A 20,993-nucleotide genomic window follows, 5' to 3' on the forward strand; every position below is an offset into this window, starting at 1 on the left:
GGATTAAGCCCGGCTCAAGCCCCCGGCACCGTTCACGCGGGCAGGCGGCACTTGCGTTCAAGCACATGGGTGAGCATTTTCCATCCTGCCAAATCCCCCCACCCCCTCCCCCTCCAGTTAAAATCCGGCGCTAGCCTCCGCGCGCAGCGCGGCCCCACTCAAACCCGCTCCGCGTCAAAATGCCCATCCCCTTCGCGCCCCGCCGCGCACTTCTGGCTCTAGCCCTCACCCTGGGCGCCACAGCCGCCTGGGCAGCGCCTGACGTGCCGGCCACCACCGCGCCCGCCAGTAACTGGAAGATCTCTGCCGGCCCGGGCTTGTACGCCGCGCCGGATTTCCCCGGCTCGCGCAGCACGCTTGTTTATCCGATCATCTACCAGGACATCGACTACGGCGGCCGCTTCTTCTCGCGCGGCTTCGACCTGCTCGGGGTCTACGCGCTCAACAACGATATCTGGCAGATCGGCGCCGACTTCCAGTTCGACCCGACCTGGCGCAAAAGCAAGAATGACAGCCGGCTCAGAGGCCTGGGCGACGTCAACATGACCATGCGGGCGCGCGCATTCGCGCAGGCGCAGGTGTCGTTCGTGACGTTCTCGGCGGATGTGGCGCAGGATATCGCTGGCCAGGGCCAGGGCCTGATTGCGAATGGCGATGTGCTGTTCAGCCTGCCAGCCGGTAAGTGGCTATTCACATTGGGGCCAGGAGTGACCTGGACCAACGGCAAGTACATGCAGACGTTCTTCGGCGTCACGGCGGAGCAGAGCGCGCGTTCCGGCCTGCAGACGCATGCCGTGGGTGCTGGCCTGCGCGAGTGGCATGCGAACGGCATCGTCAGCTACGAGATCTCGCGCAACTGGTCCGCGCTGGCCTCCGTGACCTTTGCCCGGCTGCAGGGCGACGCGGCCAGCAGCCCGATCACCGAGCGGCGCCAGCAATGGACCACCATGGGCGCCGTGACCTACCGTTTCCGCTAAGCGCGGGCAGCACGGGTAGCGCAGGTAGCGCGAGGTAGCGAGAGGCAGGCTGGATGGGCGGGATGGCCAGATGGCCGGGCCTTCCGCCGTCAGGGCCGGCCCGGCCCCGACGCCACCGCATTCGCGCTCGCGCTCGCAGCCGGGGCGGCGGGCCGCAGCACCAGCCAGACGGCCATCCCGATCAGCGCTCCGCCGGCGGCGTGTGCCCACGACAACTGCTCGCCAAGGAAGATGGCGCCCCAGACGATGCCGAACGGGGGGATCAGGAAGGTCACGGTCAGCGAGCGAACCGGACCCAGGTCGGCAATCAGCCGGTAGTACAGGATGTACGCAATCGCCGTGCAAAGCATCCCCACCCCGAGCATCGCCATCCACACGCCCGGGCCGGCCGCCGGCAGCGTGTTTTCGCGCATCAGTGCAACCGCGCTGAACGGCAGCAGGAACAGGGTGGCGCCAATCATGCTGCCCGTTGCCACCAGGCGGGCGTCCAGACCGCCCTGCGCGGTGATCCAGCGCCGCGCGAGAAAGCCCGCCAGACCGTAACATGCTGTCGCCACCAGGCAGGCGGCGGCGCCGAGCAGCACCTGGGGCGAGAATGCTACCGGTCCGGTGCGGGTCAGCACCGCGACACCGGCAACGCCGAGGACGACACCGCCGGCCTTGGCCAGCGTCAGCCGCTCGCTAAAGCACAACGCGCCGATCAGCACGCCCATCAGCGGCGTCATGGCGTTGAACACCGCGGAGTAGCCTGCCGGCAGCCACAGCGCCGCAAAGGAGTACATGGCGAACGGGATGCCCGAGTTGATCACGCCCAGCACCATGACCTGGCGCCACTTGCCGCGCATGTCCCAGCGCACGCGCATCATCGCCAGGCAGGCCAGGAGCGTCAGCGCCCCGATCAGTACCCGCAGAAAGGCGGCGGTCAGGGGACCAAGCACCGGCGCGCTGATCCGCAGGAACAGGAAACTGGCGCCCCAGATGGCGGCAAGGCTGAGCAGGCGAATCAGGTCGGTGGGTTTCATGGCGGGGAGGGGGAAGGAGACGAGACGAAACGAGGATGGCGTGCCCGGATTAAACCCCGGTGCCGGTGTGGCCGCAAGCTGGTTTCGGACATCTCCCTGCCCCGGATTACCGCCAATAAGTGAATTAACAGGCTTTTTTTAGCGGGATCGCCACGTTGACACCCTACTGAAGAGGGGACAGCTACATGAGTTGCGTGACAAGTCGTGTTTAGTTATTTTAAAATCTGATCTGCGCCAGAGTTAATTGACCCCTCCGACGCATTCCCGACAAGCCGCCACTCACGTGGCGGCTTCTTTTTTTTGCGGCGCACGGTTCACAACTATAAATCAACGTCAACCGCAATGGGAGATGACGCGTTTGCAGCGTCATGAAACGACAGTTCCTTGGCTTGCTAGCCCGCATTTACGTCCTCCAATTTGCCGTCGAGGTACCGGCCACCGTGGCCATGCTCGCCGAGATGCTGATGGAGTACGGCTTCCAGGTGGACATTGGCACCGTCCGTCCCTTGCTGCGCGCCTTGCAGATGGAAGGCTACATGGAAAGCGTCCTGCGTGACGGCATCGGGCGTGTCTACCTGATCACGGAACGTGGCCGGGAAGAACTGCGCAGCAGCCGCAGCCATGTGGACGATCTGTATCGCCGGCTGCACTCGCGCAGCGATCCCTCGGAAGCGTCCCACAGCTGACTGCCAGCACGGCGGCCAGGCTTGGCCGCTTTTTGCGCCGCGCCCCGACGGCGCTCGCGCCAGGGCAGCGTGAGTCCACACTCACGCCATCGCCTCTCCTCACATTACCCCTGCATGCTGTCCACCAAAAACGCCCAAACGGGGACGTTTTGCCGCAACTCGTCATGCGACGAATAACGTACCCGTTTCTGCGTGGACCACCATGCTTTGCATCAATGAAAGCGCCCGGGCAAGCCGTACGCGCTAGATTGCGCACCACTTGCCCGGGCTAGCTGTCTGGCGCTGATCGCCAGCTTCTGCTTCTTTGCCTTCTGACTGATTTACTTCTTCTCGGCCTTGCCTTCGTAGCGCTTGCTCCACTCGGCAAGAATGCGGTCCCGGTTGGCGCTGGCCCACGTGAAGTCGTTCTTGATCAGGCGCTTCTCGTAGTCGGCCGGCAGCAGCGGATCCGGCTTGGCGATGCCAGGGATGGCCAGCACCGCGAAGTTCTTCTCGTACAGCGCCATGGCGTCGGACGAGGCGGAGAAGTCGGCCAGCTTGCGCGCCGCATCCGGGTTCTTGGTGCCCTTGATGATCGCGGTGGCCTCGATGTCCCAGCCCAGGCCTTCGGACGGCAGCACGATGTCGATGGGCGCACCTTCCTTCTTGGATTTCATCGCACGGTATTCAAACGCGATGCCGATCGGGAACTCGCCTTGCGCCGCCATCTTGCAAGGCTTGGAGCCGGAGTGCGTATACAGGCCGATGTTCTTGTGCAGGGCGTCCATGTAGGACCAGCCCTTTTGCTCGCCCATCATCTGCAGCCAGGCGCTCACATCCAGGTAGCCGGTACCCGACGACGCCGGATGCGGCATGACAATCTTGCCGGCGTATACCGGCTTGGTCAGGTCGGCCCACGACGTGGGCTTGGGCAAGCCCTGCTTTTGCGCCTCGATGGTGTTGAAGCAGATTGCCGCGCCCCATACGTCCATGCCAACCCATGCCGGCGGATTGGCGGCGCTGCGGTATTGCGCGTCCACCGCCGCCAGGTTCTTCGGCGCGTACGGCTGCAGCATGCCTTCCTTGTCGAGAATGGCGAGACTGGAGCCGGCCAGGCCCCACACCGCGTCGGCACGCGGCGCGGCCTTCTCGGCCAGCAGCTTGGCGGTCACGATGCCGGTGGAGTCGCGCACCCACTTGATCTCGATGTCCGGGTTGGCCTTCTCGAACGCGGCCTTGTAGGCGGCGATCTGGTCGGCCTCCAGCGCGGTGTACACCGTCAGCACGGTATTGGCATGGGCGGCGCCGGCCAGCAGCGCGAAGGCGGCCACGGCGGTGGCGGTGCGGAACAGGTGAGTCATGGTTTCTCCTTGTAAGGCGTGTCGTGAAATTCGGGTCGTGAAAGGCGTGTCGTGGCGCAGGCGCCGGTTTGCGACGGCGAATCAAGGCGCCGGCGCGCGCCAGGCTTGCGTGCGGCGCAGCCAGCCGCGCGCGGCGCCCATCAGCAGCAGGCAGGCCAGCGCCGAGGTCAGCAGGATCAGCGTGGACATGGCCGCGGCCGGCGCGGTGTCGCCGGCGTCATCCATGTTCAGCACCGAGATCGCGGCCAGCACGGTATCGGGGCTGTACAGGAAGATCACCGCGGATACCGTGGTCATGGCCGAGACGAACAGGTAGCGGAAGATATCGATCAACGCGGGCAGGCAGATCGGCACCGTCACCCGCCAGCAGGTGATCAGCGGCGCCACGCCCAGCGACAGCGCGGCGGCCTCGAACTCGGCATCGAGCTGGCGCAGCGCGGCGGCGGCGGTGAGGTGGCCGGTGGTGTAGAAGTGGGCCACATTGCAGATCACCAGCAGCGTCATGGTGCCGTAGAGCGCGTGCAGCGGATTGGACGGCGCGTTGAAGAAGAACACATAGCCCAGCCCGAGCACCAGGCCGGGCACCGCCATCGGCAACACAAAGCCGGCACGCAGTACGCCATGCAGCCATGCCGGCCCGCGCGTGCGCTCGGTCAGCCACGCGCCGAAGAAGATCGCCAGCGTGCCGGCCAGTGCGCTCAGCGCGGCCAGGCGCAAGCTGTTGCGATAGGCCAGCCAGCCGCCACCATCCATATTGTCGAAGTCGTAATGCGCCAGCGTGAGCTGCAGGTTGTATGGCCACAGCTTGACCAGCGAAGCACCCACCGCCGCCGCCAGCATGGTCAGCAAGGCGGCGCCGATCACCATCACCACCAGCGTGCAGCACGTGTCGCGCAGCCCGTCGCGGCTGGGCACATAGACCTGGGCACGGCTCGACATCTGCGCGCGTTGCCGGCGCTGCATGGCGATGTCCACGCCGAACGTCAGCAGCGCCGGCAACAACAGCAGCATGCCGATCAGCGCGCCGCGCGCGAACTGCTGTTGCCCCACCACGGCCTTGTAGGCTTCCAGCGCCAGCACCGGATAGCCGCCGCCCACTACCTTGGGCACACCAAAGTCCGTCACCACCAGCGTAAACACCAGGCATGCCGCGCCAAACAGGCCGTGCCGCGCGCCCGGCAGCGTCACCGTGAGGAAGGTGCGCCAGGCGCAGGCCCCCATGGCGCGCGCGGCCTCGTACAGGCGCGCGTCAGCCAGCGAGAGCGCGGCCATCAGCACCATCAGCGCATGGGGAAACGTGTAGAAGGCCTCGCCCAGCACGATGCCCCAGAAGCCATAGATGCCGCCCGCGCCGAATGCGCCCTTGAAGACGCCCTGGTTGCCGAACAGGTAAACCAGCGCGATGCCCGGCAGCAGCGAAGGGGCAAACAACGGCAGCAGCGCAATGCCCCGCCAGAGCGGCTTGAGCGCAATGCGGGAGCGTTGCAGCGCGTAGGCAAAGCCAAAGGCCAGCGGCACCACCAGCGTGGCCACGGTCAGCGAGACGGCCACGCTGCGGCCCAGCAGCGGCAGGAAATTCGGGTTGGCGACCAGTTCGGCCACGCGCGCGGGCAAGGCCCAGCGCCCGGCGTCATCGAACCACGCCTGGCCAAACAGCGCCAGCAGCGGCAGCACCAGCGCCACGGCCAGCCCGGCAAGCCAGAGCCACTTCATCGCGGCGGGCGCGGCATGCGCGATGCGGTCCGCCGCGCCGCCGGTGCCGCGCCCGCAACTGACAGCGGCATCGCTTTCGGCCTTCGCCCCGGCCACGGGCCATGCGCGCGTCATGCGAACACCTGCAGCGCCTGGCTGGGCAGCGACACCCAGAACTTGTGGCTACCCGGCGCCGGCAGCAGATGGCGTTCCTCGCGCAGCACGTCGGCAAACAGCGTGTGGCCCGGCAGGCGGTCAGCCTCCAGCATCAAGCGGTAGCGGCTGCCCAGATAGGTCTGGTCGACAATGCGCGCCAGCAGGCGGTTAGGCTCGCCCTCAACCGGGTGCAGCCGGATGGCCTCCGGGCGGCAGCATAGCCGGGCTGCGCCATCAGCCACCTCGCTGGCACGGGCCGGGGATACGGCCAGGTCGAGTTCGCCCACGCTGAAGGTATCGCGCCCGCTGAGCCGGCCATCCAGCCAGTTGGCCTGGCCGATGAATTCGGCCACGAAGGCCGAGGCCGGGCGCTCGTAGATCTCGCCGGGCGTGCCGACCTGGGCGATGCGCCCGCCCTCCATCACGGCGATGCGGTCCGCCATCGCCATGGCCTCATCCTGGTCGTGCGTGACCATGACGGTGGTGACGTTCAAGCGCCGCTGCAACTGGCGCAACTCCAGCCTCAGGTGCTCGCGCACCCGCGCATCGAGTGCCGACATCGGCTCATCGAGCAGCAGCAGCGACGGCGCCGGCGCCAGCGCGCGCGCCAGTGCCACGCGCTGCTGCTGGCCGCCCGAGAGCTGCCCGGGGAACTTGCGCTCGCTGCCGGCCAGGCCTACCAGCGACAGCATTTCCGCGACGCGGGCCTCGCGATGCGCGCGTCCCATGCCGCGGCCCTGCAAGCCGTAGGCCACATTCCGGGCCACCGAGAGATTGGGAAACAGCGCATAAGACTGGAACAGGATGCCGTAGTCGCGCGCCTGCGGCGGCAAGCCTGTCAGCTCGCGCCCGCCGGCGTGGATACGGCCCGTGTCCTCGCGCTCCAGCCCCGCAATGATGCGCAGCAAGGTGGTCTTGCCGCAACCCGATGGGCCCAGCAGGCACAGCAGTTCCCCCTGCGCCACCGACAGCGAAACACCGTCCAGCGCCTGGAACCCTCCCGCCCCTCCGAAACGCTTGCCTACCTGCTCGACCGCCAGGAACGCGCGGCCCGGCGCGGACTCACCTGCTTGCATGGACAACCCTCTGCGCTTTGATAACAGCGGGCAGCATAGGAGCGGCGCATGCCAGCCGTGTGGCAGTTGGGCAAAGAATCCCGATGCGGGTATCGGCGGATTTTGGGGATGCGCCTCAATCCGCGGCCGGCAGCCGTTGCGCCCAGGCCCGCATGGTCACTTCACCGCCTGCCGCGCAGATCTCCATCAGGCCGGCCAGCGGCACCGCCTGGCAGAACAGGTAGCCCTGCACGGCGTCGCAGCCATGTTCGCGCAGGAAGGCGAATTGCGCGGGCGACTCCACGCCTTCGGCCACCACCTGCAGGTGGAGCTGGTGGCCAAGGGTGATGATGGCGGCCGCCACGGCCTGGTGATGCTCATCGTGCGCCACATCGTCGACGAAGGATTTGTCGATCTTCAGCTTGTCGATCGGCAGCCGCGTCAGGTAGCTCAAGCCCGAATAGCCCGTGCCGAAATCGTCGATCGACAATCCCACGCCGAGCGCGCGCACGCGCTCAAACGTGTCCATGGTCTTGCTGCCGCCCTCGATCAGGATGCCCTCCGTCACCTCGATGGTGAGGCTCGACGCCGGCAGCCCGGCGGCCGCCAGGCATTGCGTGACCATGGCGGGAAACCCTTCCTGGCGCAGTTGCAGCGGCGAGATATTCACCGCCACATCCAGCTCCACGCCAAGCTCGCTGCGCAGTTGCTGGATCTCGCGGCAGGCCGTGGCCAGGATCCACTCGCCCAGCGGCATGATCAGGCCGCTCTGCTCGGCAATCGGGATGAACTCCGTTGGCGGGATCACGCCGCGCTCCGGCGTTTCCCATTGAATGAGCGCTTCCACGCCGGCAATGCGCAACGTGGCCGTGTCAACGATGGGCTGGTAGCGCAGCTTGAACGCCTGGGTGGCCAGCGCACGCCGCAGCAGCCCCTCGATGGTGAAACGTGCCATGGATGCCTCGGCCATCTCGCTGGAGAAACGGCTGAGCTGCGCACCGCCGCGGCGCTTGGCCGCGTACATGGCGGCATCGGCGTTCCTGAGCAGGTCGGCCAGGTTGTCGCCGTCGTCGGGGCACAGCACCATGCCGATCGAGGGCGTCACGCGCAGGCGCTGGTTGCCTAGCTGCAGGTCTTCCGACAAGCGGGCCAGGATCTTGGCGGCGACCAGCTCGGCCTCGCTGTCCTGGCTCAACGGGTCGAGCACCACCACGAACTCGTCGCCGCCCATGCGGGCGACCAGATCGGCGTAGCGCACCGCGGCCTTGAGGCGATCGGCCACGATACGCAGCACCTCATCGCCGATGTGGTGGCCGAGCGATTCGTTGATGCGCTTGAACTGGTCGAGATCGAGCAACAGCAGCGCGATGCGCTCGCCCTTGCGCAGCGCGCGCTGCAGCACCAGTTCCGTGCGCGCATGCAGCTGGGCGCGGTTGGGCAGGCCCGTAAGCGCGTCGTGATGCGCCAGGTGCCGGATGTATTCGTCGGCACGCTTGCGCTCCGTCAGGTCATGCGCGATGGCGAGATAGCCGCCGGCATCCAGGCCGCCGATGCCGGCCTCGCCAGCAAAGGCCGGGGCCGGCGGGTCCCCCGTGCCGCCGGGCACGTGCGCCTCGGGCAGCGCGGTCAGCGTCAGTTGCACCGGCAGGCGCGAGCCGCCCTTGCGGACATAGGTCCACTCCTGTTCGTCGGTCAGCCCGAGCCGGGCCTTGCCGACCACGGCGGCCAGGCCCGGCGCCACCGGCTCGCCCAGCTCGTTGGTGAGCACGGCGGCGCGCGCCGTAACCTCCTTGGGATCGAGGAAGTCCAGATAGCGCATGCCCGCGGCCACCTCGCTGGCCTGGTACCACAGCATGCGCTGGCCGGCGCGGTTGATGCCGGTCACCGTGCCGTTGCGGTCGAAGGTGATGACGCACAGCGCGGTGTGATCGAGCACGCGCGCGCTGCGCTCAGCCACGTCGGCCGCCACCAGTTCGGCACGGCGGATGGCGCTCAGGTCGGTCACTACCCACAGCACCCGGCCGGGCCCGGCAGCGGGCACCGGCGTCACCGCCACGCGCACGGGAATGATGGTGCCGTCGGACCTGCGGGCGTGACTCTCCAGCCGCCCCTCCAACGCCGTCGCGGCCAGCGTGGCGGCATCGGGCAGCAAGGTGGCGATGAGGGTGCCGGGGAACTGGTCCGGCGCCTTGCCGAACAGTGCGGTGGCCGCCGCGCTGGCGATCTGGACACGGCCGCCGGCATCGCATACCAGGAAGGCATCGCTGGCGCTGGCCAGGCCCGCGCGCTGCAGGGCGCTATCCGCCTGCCGGCCCTGGCGCACCCGCGCTGCGAGCTGCCACGCGCTGCGCCGCTGGCGCGCCAGGCCAAACACAATCCAGGCTAGCAGCAGCGTGCCTGCCGTGCCGCCCGCCAGTACCAGCATGGAGCGCCGCGGGCGATGCGCCGATTCGAAGGCTGGCGTGGTGGTGGCGCGCAAGGTCCAGACCCTGCCGCCATAGGTCAGCTCGCGTTCGGCCTGCAGCAACGGCGCCGGGACCGGCGCGCCAGCCGGCACGGGCTCGGCGTCACCGGCCAGGAGCGCGCCGGGGTTGGTGTCGCGTCCTTCATAAAGCAGCAACGACAAGGTGCCGGCCGCAGGCAGGCCGACCCCGCGCAGCAGGTCTTCCAGGCGCAGCGAGGTATAGACGTAGCCGGTCACTGCCAGTTGCCGCTGGGTGGGGGTGTTCAGCGGCAGGCCACTGCCGTACACCGGCAGGTACAGCACCGCGCCACGCTGCGGCGCCTGCGTTTCGCTTTCCCGCGTGAGCTCCACGCCAGCGCTCAGGCGCGCCTCGCCGCTATCGCGGGCAGCCTCGGCGGCAGCGCGGCGCACGGGATCGGACATGATGTCAAAGCCAAGCGCGCGCGTGATGCGCCCGGCGAAGGGCTCGACATACACAACTGGCGCGTACACGTCGCGCGGGCCCAGCGGGTAGACCTCGAAGCCAGGCTGGCCCTCGCGGCGTATCGTCTCGACCAGCCAGTCGAGCTCGCGTGGCGGGGTCAGGCGCGCATAGCCGATCGAATGCGTGCCGGGCGGCAGGTCATCGAGCTGGGTGGTGTACAGGTAGTTGCGCCACTGCTCGCGGGTGAGGGCGGGATCGGCGGCGAACAGCCCGGTGGTGCCGCGCAGCAGCTGCTCGTTGTCCTGCAAGCGCCTTTGCAAGGCGGAGAAGACCGGCGAGAACACCGCCTCGAAATCGTCCCGCGCCACCTCGGCTTCAAGCGTATGCATGCCGCGCCACGCGCCGCCAGTCGCCAGGGCGCCGGCCGCGGCAACCAGCAGGGACAGCAGGACTGGCGAAATTGAGGGCAGTTTCATGAATTGGGGGTGCGCATGGGAGCCCTCGGTGGCCTCGCCCTGCCGCCGCAGGGCGACGGTCCACTATACCGTGGCGGCAATGGCTCGCCCACCCCCGGCGCGCCACCGTAACGTACGGCGCCACACGCTGGCGGGCGCGGCCCGCGCGCGCCCATGCCAGACTCGCGCGGGGCTAGCGCTTGTGGTAGGGTTGGCGGGCCTGCAAGCCTGCCGAAGCCCGACTCCCGGCAACCGTGCGGGCCGGCCGTCCAGAAGGCGCGCGCCGTCCCCCGACACCGCCGGCTCGCATGCCCCAAGTTTCGCTTTCCCTGAAGGCGCGTCTCGCGCTGATTACCACGGCGCTTGCCGCCGTGCTTGGTACCGGCATCGTGCTGGCATCGCTCTATTACGCCCACGACGACCTGCGCGCCGCGCTGCAAGACCAGCAGGATTCCATCGTCAAGCTCGCCTCGGACCAGCTCGACACCGCCATGGAAGACCGCGTCACCCTGCTGTCCCATGTGGCGCCGCAACTGGCCGGCGAGCTTTCCCGCCCGGGCGCCGAGCTGCGCCTGCTGCTGGAGCGGCGGATTCCCGTGCCAGGCGCCTTCAATGCGTTCATGCTGGCCGATGCCCAGGGCCGCGTGCTGGCCAGGGATGGCGTGCAGGTCAGCATCGCCGACCGCGACTACTTCCGCGAAGCCGCGCGCACCCTCGAGCCCGTGATCACCCCGCCTATCCGCGCCCGTATCAATGGCGCGACCGGCGTGCTGGTGGCGGTGCCCATTGTCTCGAAGCAAGGCGAATTCCTTGGCGTGCTGGGGGGCTGGCTCGACCTGTCGAGCGCCAACTTCCTGGTGGAGATCACCCACAACCGGCTCGGCACCACCGGCTTCTATTGCCTGGTATCGGGAGGTCGGATGCCGGTCTATGTGCGGCACCCCGATCCGGCCAAGGCCACGCAGCCGGCCCGCGCGCTGGGAGACACCTGCGGCGTCGACGACCACAGTGGGCGTGTCGAGTTTCTCTCGCCCGCCAGGCCGCTGATCTCGCGCTACCTGATGGAGAGCACCGGATGGGAACTGGTAGCGGTGCTGCCCGCGCAGGAGGCGTTCGCGCCGCTGCACGCCATGCAGGTGCGCTTTCTCGCGCTGGCGCTGCTGTCGCTGGCGGTGGTGGCCCTGCTGATCTGGCTGACGGTGCGGCATCTGCTGACGCCGCTCACGCGCCTGCACCAGGTGGTAAGCGACAGCGCGCGCGACCTCGCGGCCTACGAGAAACTGCCGGCGCAGCAGCGTGACGAGATCGGCGACCTGGCGCGCGCCTTCGGGCAGTTGATGCGTGACGTGCGCGAACGGCGCGAGCAGCTCGACCTGAGCGAGCGCCAGTTGCGCGCGGTCACCGATACGCTGCCCGCGCTGCTGGCCTTTATCGGGCCCGACGAGCGCTATGTCTTCAATAATCTCGCCTACGAGCGGACTTTCGGCATTACGGTGCAGGCGCTGCGCGGCATGACCGTGCGCGAGGTGATCGGCGACACCCGCTATGCCCGCGCCCGGCCGTTCCTGCAAAAAGCGCTGGCGGGCAGCGCGGTGACGTTCGAGACGGAAGAAAACGATCCGGATTACCGCTGCATGGAGACCAGCCTGCGCCCCGAATGGAGCGCGGATGGCAGCCATGTGGTGGGCGTGCATGTGCATGTGCAGGACGTGACCCAGCGCAAGCTGGAGACCCTGCGGCTTTCGCGCATCTCCCGGCTCGACCACCTGACCCAGTTGCTCAACCGCAACGCCTTCGAGGCGTTGCTGCAGGCCGCCATGGCGCGCAGCCGCGAAGACGGCCGGCTCATGGCGCTGCTCTACCTGGACATGGATCGCTTCAAGGCGGTCAACGACTTCCACGGCCACATCACCGGCGACCTGCTGCTGCAGGCCTTCGGGCGGCGCCTGCAGCGCTGCGTGCGCGAGCGCGACACGGTGGCCCGCCTGGGCGGCGACGAGTTCGCGGTAGTGCTGGAGGATATCGGCGGCGCGGCCAATGCACAGCGCATTGCGCAGGCCATCGTGCATTCGGTGAGCCGGCGCTTTTTTATCGACGGGGTGTTTGCCGATGTGGATGTGAGCATCGGTGTGGCGCTCTACAAGGGCGCGCCCATGCCGGACCAGGAGCTGATGCGCCAGGCCGATGCCCTGCTCTACCGCGCCAAGGCGGCAGGCCGGGGCCGCTTCGAGATGGGGCCGCCGGAACTGCTGGACAGCTGACTTAGCTCGCCTGGCTGACTTACTTGCCTTCTTCGAACGGCACGTGCTTGCCATCGCGCGACTGATAGCCGAGCTTGGTGTCCGCACCCATCATCCGCTCCCATGCCACCATGGCATCGGCCACGGCCTGGGGCTCGCCCTTGAATACCAGCACATCGTTGCCGCAGCTCGGGCACTGCCCGCCAAACACGGCATCGATGCCGCGCAGGTTGGGGGCGTCGATGGCATCGAAGGTACTGAACGCCGTCTTGCACGCGCCGCACACCAGTTGCGCAGGCCGCATGCCTTCGAGCCGCGCGCGGGCCTGGTCGGCACGCTCGGCCTGGCTGCCCCGTTGTTTTGCTTCACCCATGATGGACTTCCTTTGCGCAGCCGCCTGGCTGCGCTTGACTTGATTGATTCATCCGTTGCGCGCCCCCTCAGAACGGCGCGGGGCCCACAGCGGACTGCGGCGCCACCGGCGGGAACACGATCTGCCCGGTCTGGCGTTGCAACGCATAACGCACATAAACGCCGGCATACCACTGGCGATAGTCGCGCGCGTTGTCGATGCCGAGCATGCCGCCGACAAACAGCTGCTGGGCCGCCTGGTACTCCATCGAGCCAACCAGATTGTAGGCCAGACCGGTCTTGGACTGGCCGGGATAGACGTTATTGCCGGCCGCCGACTGGGCCGCTCGATCGGTCGGGAAATAGTCCGACGCATCCTCGCGGAACGCCTGCATGCCTAACGCGCCGCGCACATTGTAGGCCAGCCGGCCGCTGCGCCCTGCCAGCGAGAGCGGCACGGTCACGGCGAAGTAGGTCTGCGGGCTAAAGTAACCGCCCTGGCCGAAGGTGAAGTAGCGCAGGTTATCCGCGTACCCCATCGAGGTGAAGTTCACGCCGCTCATCAGGCGCTGCTCGGCGTTGTCGACCAGGCGCAGGTAGAACCCGCCACCGCCTTCCCAACGCGTGTTGCGCTTCACATCGTGCCCGGTCAGCAAGCCGTAGCCGCCGTAGCCGTAGATGCCGAAGAAGCCATCGTCCCAACCCAGGTCGACGCGCCCGCTGCTGTTCATCACGCCCCCCCACTGCAGGCCGGCACGGTCATCGCGCGCGCCTGCGTACGACAGCAAGCTGTCGGTGACGGGGCGGCGCGATGCGCCGAGCGACAGCGTGGTGCGTTGTGTCAGCGGCAGGTTCAAGCGCACACCGGTATTGACGTCGGTGTAGCGAAAGCCCAGCGGCGTGCTGCCAATGTCAGCCTTGATGCGATCCGATTCATAGGCCACACCCAGCGCCACACCAAAGGCATTCTGCTGGCCGGCGGACGCGGACTGTAGCCGCGTGCCGGCCGAGTTGACGAGCGCGCCGCCCACCGGGACCGCCAGCGGGCCGCCGCCAAAGCGCGAGGCGCTGTTGAAGTCGCTGCCGACCGAGCCCGCGTCCAGCGCAACCGGTGTCACGCGCGCCACCAGCTTGCCGTTGCCGACGGCCATCTTGGCTTCAGCCACCACCTGCATCTCGGTGAGCTGGCTCATGCCGGAGTCGCCATTGCGCCCGCGTAGCACAGGGCCACCGGCGAGCGTGCTGGTGCGCTGCGATTCGATCTCGTTGAGTTCCTGCTGCGCGGTCTTGGGCCCGGTCGGGTTGGCCTGAGAATCGGCTTCGGCCAGCCAAGGCGCGCGCGACTGCGCGCCAATCGGCTGGCGCGCGGGGGGGGGGGGGGGGGGGCGCCCCCGGCGCGGGCGCCGCCGCGTAGCCGCCGGCGGCTGGCGCAGCGTACTGCGCAGCGGGATACTGGGGTGCCACGGCCTGCTGCGGCACGGGATATGGCACGCCCGGTTGCTGGGCCGCCTGCGCGTTGGCTGGATAGGCGGGGTAAGCCTGACTGGCTGGATAAGCCTGCGCAGGCGCCTTGGCCGCGCGTGTGTTCTTGCCGCGCGTGCTGGCGGGCGCCTGCATCGGCATGGGCGCTTGCACCGGCTGCGCATAGTAGGCCTGCGGCTGCTGGATCTCCGATGCCATGCCCTGCCCGGCAGCGGACACCGGCGCCGGGATGTAGGGTTGCGAGGCCTGTGCGCCGGCGGTCATCATCACCGGCGCGGGCGCCATTGCCGGCTGGGACGCTGCCGCGGCGCGCGTGGGACCGGGCACGATCAGGTACGGCGCCTGCGACCCGGGCGGCGGCAACTGCGAGCTGCCGCGCTGGCCGGGCAGGCCGACAAACGGGTTGGACGGTACGCGGTCGAAGCCCGCGCCATCCGGGCGCGCGCCGGCCGAGGATATGCCCGCGGCGTTCTCTGCCGCCACCGCTGCGCGGAAGTACTCGGCGGCGCGCGAGGTCTTGCCTTGGGCGCGGTAGAGCCGCCCGGCGGCGGTCAGCACCTTGGGCGATCCGGGCGCCTGCGCCAGCGCCATCTGCAGCGTGCCTTCGGCCCAGCTGTATTCCTTGGCGGCGGTGGCGGTGCCAATCGCCGCCAGCATCAGGTCGAGGTTGCGCGGGTCCTTCTCCAGCACGCTCTCGTACAGCGTCAGGGCCTTCTTGTTCTCGCCCGCCTGCGCGTACATGCGCGCCAGGCTGGCGCGCACGGCACTGTTGCCGGGGCGCTCGGAGAGCCCCGGCGCCAGCATGTCGTAGGCAGCCACGAGGTCGCCGCTCTCGGTCAGCGCATCGGCCTGGCGCACGATGTAGGCGACCCGCAGGTCGTCATAGTCGCGGCGCTGCGAAGTACTCAGGTTGGCATTGGCAAGCTGGCGCAGCACACCGGCCAGTTCCACGTCCTGCTTGGTCTTGAGCAGAATGGCGGCGTACTGCAGTTGCATGCCGATGTCAGGGCGCACCGTGCGGCCCATGACGTTGCGCATCAGCGAGAGCGCACGCGCCTCGTCGCCCGCATCGGCGTAAGCCAGCGCCAGCGCGCCGAGCTGGTCGGGGTCCTGCTGGGCGTAGCGTTCGGCTTGCTGCAGTACGCCCAGCGCCGCGGCCTGCTGGCCGGCGGCGGCGAGCCCGCTGGCTCGCTCGGCTTCGGCGTGCACCCACAGGCGGCGTTGCAGGGTGCCCATGTCGCGGGTGCGGTTTTGCGGGGGAATGCGCTCCAGCGCTTCAAGCCCGCTTTGCCAGTCGCCGGTTTCGGCGGACAGCAGCGCGCTGGCATACAGCGCGTCCGGCATATTGGGGTTGGACAGCAGCAGGCCGTCCATGACGCTGCGCGCCTGCTCCTTCAAGCCCATCGACGCATAGGCGCGCGCCACATCCAGGCGCACCCACGGGTTGGTCGGGTCGGCCGCCATCGCGTCTTCCAGCGCGCGGCGCGCGCCGGCGGTATCGCCGCGCTGCAAGGCGGCGCGGGCCTGGCCACGGGCTTCCTCGGCGCGCAGCTTGCCCAGCGAGCCCACCTTGTCCTGCTGGGCGGGCGTCAGGTTCTGCACGATGGCGAGCGCCTCCGCGCTCTTGTTCTGCGCCGCCAGCACGCCTACCAGCCCGCGCGTGGCGTCGGGGTTGTCGGGCTGCTGCTTGAGCACGCGGCGATACGCGGCTTCGGCCGGGGCATACTGGCCTTCCTCGGCCATCACGTCGGCCAGCGCCACCTGGGCGGAAGGCTCGCGCGGGTCGAGCTTGACCGCCCGCTCCAGCAGGCTGCGCGCCTCGGCCCGGTTGCCGGCGCCGCGCGCGGCGCTGGCCTGCTCGGACAGCAGCCAGTATGTGGCGCTGTTCTGCGCGCTGCGATAGCGGCCGCCGGCCCCACGCTTGGCAGCCTGGTCGAGGAAATCCAGGGCCTCGGCAAACTTCTCCTGCTTGAGGCGCAGCACACCCATGCCGCCGAGCGCGTCGGCGTCGCCGGGGCGCTCCTGCAGCGCGGTCTGGAACCGGTCGCCGGCGCGTTCGAGGTCGCCGGCATCCATGGCATCGAAGCCTTGCTGCACGATCTGGCGCACGGGGTTGCCGGCAGCGCCTGCCGCTTGCGTGGCTTGCCGCTGTTGCTGCTGGGCCTTGACCGCATCGAGCTTGGCGCGGATGGTGGCGTCGTCGGGATGGCTTGCCAGCCAGGCCTGGTACAGCGGCGCGTCCGCCGGGCGGCCGCCCAGCCAGGTCAGCGCCCGCCGCCAGCTCTCGCTGGCCTTGCCAGCTACGTCACTGCTTTTAGACAGCGCCTCCAGCTGGCGAATGCCGTCGCGGCGGGTGGACTCGCGATAGGTCAGGTGCTGCGCCAGCGCGAGCTGCGCGCGGTTGTCCGACGGATTGGCGCGGGCCAGTTGCTCCAGGCCCTTGCGGGCTTCATCCCAGCCCTGCGCCGTGCCGCCCAGCGTCTGGTAGTACTCCAGCGCCAGGTTGCCTTGCGGCACCGCGCCGCCCGCGGCTTGCTGATAGCGCTTGACCGCTTCCTCGCTCTGGCCGCTGCGCGCCAGTTGGCGCGCCTGTTCGACCTGCTGGGTCGCGCCGCCGCTGCTGATCACCTGCGTGAGGCGCGCCACCAGCGGGGAGTTGGGCTGGGCCTTCTTCAGGCGCTCCAGGTAGGTGCGCGCGCCATCCGGGCGGCCCGCCTCGGCTTCGGCCACGCCCATGCCATACAGGGCTTCCGGCTGGGCCGGATTCAGGCGCAGGATCTTCTGCCACGCTTCGGCAGCGCGGTCGCTGCGGCCGCGTTCCTGCCAGTACTTGCCCTGGTCCACCAGCAGCTTGACCGGGTCTTCCTGCGCCGTGGCGGCCGCGGCGAACGCCGTCAGCAGGCTCAGCACCAGCGTCTTGGCACGCAGGCCCTTGCCGCGCGCGGTGTCCGCAGCTATATGCTTCCCGCTCGCCGAGCGGGGGGTGTTCGCGCGTCCGTTCATGGCCGGGCGCTTGCGGTTCGACATGTCTTCTCCCACTCCAGCTCCAGTTGCCCCGAAGGCGCGAACCGGTAGCGGCCTTCGGCAAAGCCGAGGCCGAATAATCCCAATACGGTGTCGTAGTACGTGGCGGCGGATTTGCCCGTGGCCGAGTCAATCATCGTCTGCGCCCGGGTGCGCTGCACCGCGGCTGCAGGCGATCCGGCCGCCTGCAGGAACGGCACCAGTGCGGCGGAAAAGCCCGTCGGGCCGTCGCCGTCCACCGCGCCGCTGTCGGCGTGCATGCGCTCAGGCGGCGCGGCGCGTCCCGCCATGCGCTGCGCCTGCGGCGCCAGTGCCTTCATCAGCATGCGGCCAGCGGCGTCACCGCGTGGCGTCACGCCGGCCCACAGGTAGACGCGGATAGCGTCGTAGCTGCTGACATCGCCCTTGTCCGGGTCGGTGAGAAAACCGGTGCCGGCCGCGTCGCTGCGGTAGGCCGACCAGTCGGGCACGATGCCCTGCCTGGCCACCGCGTCGACCAGTTTTGCGGCCTGCGTGGCGAGCGTGCCCCACGGGCCGGACGGCTCGGCCGCGGCCAGGCGGCGCAGCACCGGCACCGGCAGGTAGCTGGCATTGAGGCGCCACTGGCGCGGGCCATCGGCATTGCCTTGGACAAAGCCCTGCGGGCCCGGCAGCAGCATGGTGCCAAAGCCGGGCAGCGACACCACCTCTTGCTTGGCGACCAGCTTGAGCAGCGCGCGCGCCTGCTCGCCATAACGTGGCTGCTTCCACAACCGCGCGGCTTCGAGCAGCGCGAAGGCGAACCACAGGTCGGCATCCGATGCGGGGTTCGCATCGATCACGCCCCACGAGCCGTCGGCCCGGTGGCCCCACTGCCAGGCAGGCAGCTTGTCCTGCAGGTTGCCCGCGCCGAGGTTGGCAACGCTCCATTGCCACAGGCGCTCGAAGGTAGCGCGGTCGTTGGCCATCAGGGCGAACACCATGCCGTAGGACTGGCCCTCGGAGGTGCTTTGCTGCTCCTTGGTGGACGGGTCGAGCACGCGGCCGTCGGCCTGCACGAAGCGGGACAGGAACTGCTGGTACAGCGGCCACGCACAGGCCGCCGGCGGCGATGCCTTCGGCACGGCGGCATGCGCCAGTGCGGGCCAGCCACCCAGCGCCCCGAGCGCGGCCAGCCCCGGCAAGCCCGCAAGCCATACGCGGCGTGTGCGGTTCACGCTCACTTGTGTTCCCCCAGCTTGCGGCGCGTGGCGCGCGCCCGCAGCGACAGATACATCAACACCGCCAGCAGCAGCGCAGCGCCGCCGATCATCAGCACCATGGCAAGCGGCCGCTGCGATAGCCACCACTGCACATAGGTCCAGGGCGGCAGCTTGCCCACGTGGTAGTTCTGCTGTGCCGCCAGGCTGTCGATCTCCTTGCCGCGCACCAGCGCCAGGCTGCCTTGCACCTTCGTGACCCGGTCGGGATCGAGCAGCACCTCGGTCACGGTCTGCAGGCCTTGCGGCGCGTTGCTGGTGACGGCCACCACACTGCGCCCTGACGCCAGTGGCGACTCGAAGGCGCTTAGCGCGGCATCGGTGCTGGCGCTGCTGACCGACATGCGCGTCTCGACCGGGCGGTTGCGCGTGCCATCCGCGCCGTTCCACCAGCCCGTCACGGCGGACACCAGATCGGTCAGCGCAAAGCGCTTTTCGTTGCCGGCCAGCATGACCGGCATGCGCTCGGCCCATTGCGTGAAGAGCGGCTGGCTCTGCGTGGTGCCGATCACCAGCAGGTCGCGCGCGGCCTGCTTGTCGACCTGCGCGGCGCCGCTCACGGCCACGCCGGTGGCGGGATAGCCGGTGGATTCGCCCATGCGCCCCATCAGCGTGAGGTAGGTCGAGTAGTCCTCGGCAGCGGGCTTGTCCGGCAGGATGACCGCGGTCTCGGAGAGGTCGGCCATGCGCGTGAACGGGAAGCCGCTGTTGCCGAACACCGCCAGGTCAGGCAGCGCGATAAAGTGCGGCAGGCCGGTGATGTTGATGGTCGAGTCCGGGTCGATCGCGCCCTTGACGTTGTCCAGCATCACGTCCTTGCACGCGCCCTGCTTGAGGTAGTCGTAGTAGAAATGGAACTGCAGCTGCGACTGCGCGGGCAGCATGAACAGCGGCAGCTCGATGCGCTCGTCGACCGGCACCGAGCCATCCGGCAGCACTTTGGCCAGCAACTGGCTGGCACGGCCATCCTGGTTCTTGACCGAGCGCAGCGCGTAGGCGCGCAGGAACTGGCTGCTCACGCTGATGTTGAGGGTGGACTTGTCCACCACCGGGCGCGGCGTATAGCGGTACTTCAGGTCGATCGGGATGCCCTTGCTGCGCCAGCCGAACAGGTCGGGCGGCAACCGGAAATTCACCCGCACCAGGTCCGGGTTGTAGCCCGAGACATTGAGGTCGCGCACCTCGGCTAGCTCGCCGAAGCGCACCGGGCGGTCGCTGCGGATCCAGTTGGGCGCGTCGTAGGGCACGCGCGGTGCCACGTCGTCGAGCTTGTTGATGGTGGCGCTCTGCCCGGACAGCGCGCGCGCGCCAAGCGTGAGCGCTTGCGCCGCGGTCTTGAGCTCGGCGCTGTCGCGGCCCATCACCAGCAGCAGCTTGCCGTTCGCATCGCCCGGATTCGGCACCACCGCGATCGACGGCCCGCCGATGGCGGGCACCTGCACGCCGGCGGGCTTTTCCTCGTTGGTGACGAACACCACCGCATTGCCGGTGGCCGGTACCTGGTTGAGCGTGGCGGCAAACGACGCGCCGCGATAGCCGGCCAGCGCGCCGAACCACGACGAGACCGTGCCGGCGGCTTCCAGCGTGGCCGTCGACGGCGCGCCGGCGAACACGAAGGGCAGCCTGAGGCGGCTAACGTCGCGGCGATCGAAGAACGGCAGCGGCAGCAGCGCCAGGTCATTGGCCAGCGCCACCGGCGTGAGCGTGAGCTCCAGCACGCTGCTGTTGCCAACGGTAGCCCACAGGCTGGAGTGGAAGGGATCTTCGCAATCGGTGGTGTAGTGGCCGATCAACTGCAGGTTGAGGCGGTTGAACTCGGTGATCAGCCGCGGCTCGATCGGCACATCGCGCTCCAGGCTGTTGCCCGCGGTGTCCTTGGGCACCGGCACGGTGCCGGCAACCTCGCCGTTGACCATCACATTGATATGCGACAACGCCGGTATCAGCGCGGGCGAATACGTGTAGCGCAATTTCAGGCGCGCGCCGGTCACGACCTCGTCGGCGCGGATCGAGAACGGCACGCCGTTGATGGCGTCCACGCCGCGCAACTGGAACGGTGCGATGGCGCCCAGCTGCTTGAGCGTGAGCTGCACGGTGCGCGCGCCGCTGCGGGGTGCCGCTGCGGCGGCCTGCGCCGCCACCCCGGCGGGCGACTGCGCGGCGACCGCGTCGCGCGTGGTGTCGGGCATGCCGGCGCGCTGGGCGCCGGCCGGGGTCACCGTCAGCAAAGCGAGCGCGAGCAATGCGCTAAGGCGGGTCGCGGCGGGCCGGCCCGAGGTGCGGCGCGCGGTTGAGCGCGCAGGCGAGCGGTCGGTCAGGCGTGGTGTCTTGGTCAAACGCATTCTCTATTTTTTGCCAGTGGTCCGGTGCGTGTTCAAGCCGCGGCC

General features: G+C 68.9%; 13 protein-coding genes. 3 read left to right on the top strand and 10 right to left on the bottom strand.

Going from position 1 to position 20,993, the window contains the following annotated elements; translation table 11 throughout:
* Positions 1-179 precede the first annotated feature (179 nt).
* Positions 180-977 carry a MipA/OmpV family protein gene (locus AC1RWI_RS25315; protein ID WP_492869507.1) on the top strand — a complete coding sequence of 266 codons (798 nt, stop codon included), beginning with the start codon at positions 180-182 and terminating at the stop codon, positions 975-977.
* A gap of 89 nt (positions 978-1,066) precedes the next feature.
* Here the strand turns inward: AC1RWI_RS25315 and AC1RWI_RS25320 are convergent, their stop codons facing one another.
* Positions 1,067-1,999, bottom strand: coding sequence for a DMT family transporter (locus tag AC1RWI_RS25320; RefSeq protein WP_043357435.1), 933 nt, complete (start codon positions 1,997-1,999; stop codon positions 1,067-1,069).
* A gap of 368 nt (positions 2,000-2,367) precedes the next feature.
* On the opposite strand from AC1RWI_RS25320, the gene AC1RWI_RS25325 reads away from it, so the two are divergent.
* Positions 2,368-2,685 carry a PadR family transcriptional regulator gene (locus tag AC1RWI_RS25325; protein WP_043357438.1) on the top strand — a complete coding sequence of 106 codons (318 nt, stop codon included), beginning with the start codon at positions 2,368-2,370 and terminating at the stop codon, positions 2,683-2,685.
* A gap of 320 nt (positions 2,686-3,005) precedes the next feature.
* On the opposite strand, the gene AC1RWI_RS25330 is transcribed toward AC1RWI_RS25325, so the two are convergent.
* The 4 genes from AC1RWI_RS25330 to AC1RWI_RS25345 all read right to left on the bottom strand — a co-directional run bounded on the left by AC1RWI_RS25330 (position 3,006) and on the right by AC1RWI_RS25345 (position 10,292).
* Positions 3,006-4,025 carry a putative 2-aminoethylphosphonate ABC transporter substrate-binding protein gene (locus AC1RWI_RS25330; RefSeq protein ID WP_043357439.1) on the bottom strand — a complete coding sequence of 340 codons (1,020 nt, stop codon included), beginning with the start codon at positions 4,023-4,025 and terminating at the stop codon, positions 3,006-3,008.
* An 81-nt stretch (positions 4,026-4,106) separates the two neighbouring features.
* Entirely contained in the window at positions 4,107-5,852 is a 1,746-nt protein-coding gene (locus tag AC1RWI_RS25335) for a putative 2-aminoethylphosphonate ABC transporter permease subunit (RefSeq protein ID WP_492869510.1), read from the bottom strand.
* Complete coding sequence (locus AC1RWI_RS25340) at positions 5,849-6,949, bottom strand: putative 2-aminoethylphosphonate ABC transporter ATP-binding protein (protein WP_043357442.1); 1,101 nt, start codon at positions 6,947-6,949, stop codon at positions 5,849-5,851. Before AC1RWI_RS25340 ends, AC1RWI_RS25335 begins: the two co-directional genes overlap by 4 nt.
* A gap of 115 nt (positions 6,950-7,064) precedes the next feature.
* Entirely contained in the window at positions 7,065-10,292 is a 3,228-nt protein-coding gene (locus AC1RWI_RS25345; protein ID WP_492869513.1) for a bifunctional diguanylate cyclase/phosphodiesterase, read from the bottom strand.
* Between the two features lie 287 nt (positions 10,293-10,579).
* Here AC1RWI_RS25345 and AC1RWI_RS25350 point away from each other — a divergent pair, with 287 nt between their 5' ends.
* Entirely contained in the window at positions 10,580-12,532 is a 1,953-nt protein-coding gene (locus AC1RWI_RS25350; RefSeq protein ID WP_043357446.1) for a sensor domain-containing diguanylate cyclase, read from the top strand.
* A 19-nt stretch (positions 12,533-12,551) separates the two neighbouring features.
* Here the strand turns inward: AC1RWI_RS25350 and AC1RWI_RS25355 are convergent, their stop codons facing one another.
* From AC1RWI_RS25355 to bcsB, 5 genes are all read right to left on the bottom strand, one after another.
* Positions 12,552-12,884: a hypothetical protein gene (locus tag AC1RWI_RS25355; RefSeq protein ID WP_043357448.1), complete on the bottom strand. Its 333-nt coding sequence runs from the start codon at positions 12,882-12,884 to the stop codon at positions 12,552-12,554.
* Between the two features lie 67 nt (positions 12,885-12,951).
* On the bottom strand, positions 12,952-14,055 hold the full coding sequence (locus AC1RWI_RS25360; protein WP_492869516.1) for a cellulose synthase subunit BcsC-related outer membrane protein: 1,104 nt from the start codon (positions 14,053-14,055) through the stop codon (positions 12,952-12,954).
* Positions 14,021-17,371 (bottom strand): tetratricopeptide repeat protein, encoded by a 3,351-nt coding sequence (locus AC1RWI_RS25365; protein ID WP_492869518.1) that lies wholly within the window; start codon positions 17,369-17,371, stop codon positions 14,021-14,023. The genes AC1RWI_RS25360 and AC1RWI_RS25365 overlap by 35 nt, the downstream gene beginning before the upstream one ends.
* Complete coding sequence (gene bcsZ, locus AC1RWI_RS25370) at positions 17,344-18,570, bottom strand: cellulose synthase complex periplasmic endoglucanase BcsZ (RefSeq protein WP_492869520.1); 1,227 nt, start codon at positions 18,568-18,570, stop codon at positions 17,344-17,346. The genes AC1RWI_RS25365 and bcsZ overlap by 28 nt, the downstream gene beginning before the upstream one ends.
* A complete protein-coding gene (bcsB, locus tag AC1RWI_RS25375; RefSeq protein WP_492869522.1) occupies positions 18,567-20,948 on the bottom strand; it encodes a cellulose biosynthesis cyclic di-GMP-binding regulatory protein BcsB in 2,382 nt (793 codons plus the stop codon). The genes bcsZ and bcsB overlap by 4 nt, the downstream gene beginning before the upstream one ends.
* Positions 20,949-20,993: the final 45 nt, after the last annotated feature.

Source organism: Cupriavidus sp. MPR-AND1C, from assembly GCF_058809705.1.

Coding starts and splice junctions, on each gene's coding strand:
- AC1RWI_RS25315 (WP_492869507.1), top strand. CDS start 180: ATGCCCATCCCCTTCGCGCCCCGCCGCGCACTTCTGGCTCTAGCCCTC.
- AC1RWI_RS25320 (WP_043357435.1), bottom strand. CDS start 1,999: ATGAAACCCACCGACCTGATTCGCCTGCTCAGCCTTGCCGCCATCTGG.
- AC1RWI_RS25325 (WP_043357438.1), top strand. CDS start 2,368: ATGAAACGACAGTTCCTTGGCTTGCTAGCCCGCATTTACGTCCTCCAA.
- AC1RWI_RS25330 (WP_043357439.1), bottom strand. CDS start 4,025: ATGACTCACCTGTTCCGCACCGCCACCGCCGTGGCCGCCTTCGCGCTG.
- AC1RWI_RS25335 (WP_492869510.1), bottom strand. CDS start 5,852: ATGACGCGCGCATGGCCCGTGGCCGGGGCGAAGGCCGAAAGCGATGCC.
- AC1RWI_RS25340 (WP_043357442.1), bottom strand. CDS start 6,949: ATGCAAGCAGGTGAGTCCGCGCCGGGCCGCGCGTTCCTGGCGGTCGAG.
- AC1RWI_RS25345 (WP_492869513.1), bottom strand. CDS start 10,292: ATGAAACTGCCCTCAATTTCGCCAGTCCTGCTGTCCCTGCTGGTTGCC.
- AC1RWI_RS25350 (WP_043357446.1), top strand. CDS start 10,580: ATGCCCCAAGTTTCGCTTTCCCTGAAGGCGCGTCTCGCGCTGATTACC.
- AC1RWI_RS25355 (WP_043357448.1), bottom strand. CDS start 12,884: ATGGGTGAAGCAAAACAACGGGGCAGCCAGGCCGAGCGTGCCGACCAG.
- AC1RWI_RS25360 (WP_492869516.1), bottom strand. CDS start 14,055: ATGAGCCAGCTCACCGAGATGCAGGTGGTGGCTGAAGCCAAGATGGCC.
- AC1RWI_RS25365 (WP_492869518.1), bottom strand. CDS start 17,371: ATGTCGAACCGCAAGCGCCCGGCCATGAACGGACGCGCGAACACCCCC.
- bcsB (WP_492869522.1), bottom strand. CDS start 20,948: ATGCGTTTGACCAAGACACCACGCCTGACCGACCGCTCGCCTGCGCGC.